Here is a 1,280-nt window from a genome sequence, read left to right as displayed (position 1 = left end):
TAGGCTAAGGCAAGCTGCATAGGGTTGTCCAAGATCTGGGGCGCAGATCATATTTGGTGGACACCACTTTGTCGGATGCATCAGATTATGACCAGACGGTTCACGCTTTACGCTTACGTTTTATCGGTGATTCGATGAAGTAGAATTTGTTGCCGTAGCTGAACGTATGGTCATTACGGATCTTGCGGTAAACCCTGGTGATACAGATATCATCAAGGTTAGTGTGCCTCTTGCTTTGACCGTCATTTTTTTGCGCCAGAACTGCAGTATAAACACATGCTGAAGGTAGCTGTTGGTACCCGCCATATCAATAATATTGTGCAGCCTCAGCTCTGGTATGAACCGGTCTTGCAAGGTATCGAAGGCACGCTCAATACGCCCTTTACCCTGTGGTGAGCTGGCAAAGATGATTTCGATACCCAATTCCTCACAAGCCCGCTGCATCCGGGAGAAGTTGCAACGTTTGGGGCCACCGAAGATACCCGCCCGGTCAACGTCAAGGTCTTAAACACGCCGTACTTCTCAATAACTGAGCGCATAACTTTCAGGCAGCCTGCGGTGGTTTCTGACGGGAAGAATTCAGCGTGAATATCGCTGTTGGCATCATCGATCATCGCAATCAGACAGGATTTATTATTGCCAAACCAACGGTGTGTACTGCCGTCTATTTGCAGCATCAACCCTGGCGCTTCCATTCGCTCCCTGAGTTTGTGGACCCAACTTCGCCTGCGCTTTGCGTGTTTTACATGATGAATATCGTGTGCCCATTTTCTCAGTGTTTCACGCTTCACAACGATGTGTTCATTGGTTTGCAGCATTTCAGCGAGATGCTGCAAATTCAGGTCATAGTATTTTTCACGGATAAGCGCCTGAACTTGCTGTTTTAAAATATCCGGCGTTTTATTCGCCGGTTTACTCCCGGCGTTGCCATGAACAACAAACTGAAGTCCCTTATCTCGATAGCGCTGGAGATAGCGTTCAATGGTACGTCTGGATTTATTGAGGAGCTTAGCGGCATTGGCAATAGTGATTTTATGCTCAGTCACTTTTGCAATGACATCCACGGTCAATTGGGCTTTGGAGTTCAACGTGATCATCCTTAGCGTTCCTCGAATGTACAAACAAAACATTCAAAGAACACGGTTACTAATTAACCGTCAATTTCTCTTGGTAATTTGCGACTACGACAGAATCGCTTGGTGTTAACACAATGAATCGCCACGGATAATCTAGACACTTCTGAGCCGTTGATAATATAGGTTTTCATATTCAGCCGGTGG

General features: G+C 46.4%; 1 pseudogene. It reads right to left on the bottom strand.

From position 1 onward, the window contains the following. Positions 1–118: 118 nt before the first annotated feature. Positions 119–1,097 (bottom strand): annotated as a pseudogene (locus IAE50_RS25615) (ISNCY family transposase); the annotation flags it as partial. Positions 1,098–1,280 lie beyond the last annotated feature (183 nt).

The sequence above is a fragment of the Kosakonia sp. S42 genome (assembly GCF_016624785.1).
GTDB lineage: Bacteria > Pseudomonadota > Gammaproteobacteria > Enterobacterales > Enterobacteriaceae > Kosakonia > Kosakonia cowanii.
The sequence above is the reverse complement of the archived record's forward strand: the minus strand, read 5'-3'. Positions and strand labels throughout refer to the sequence as shown.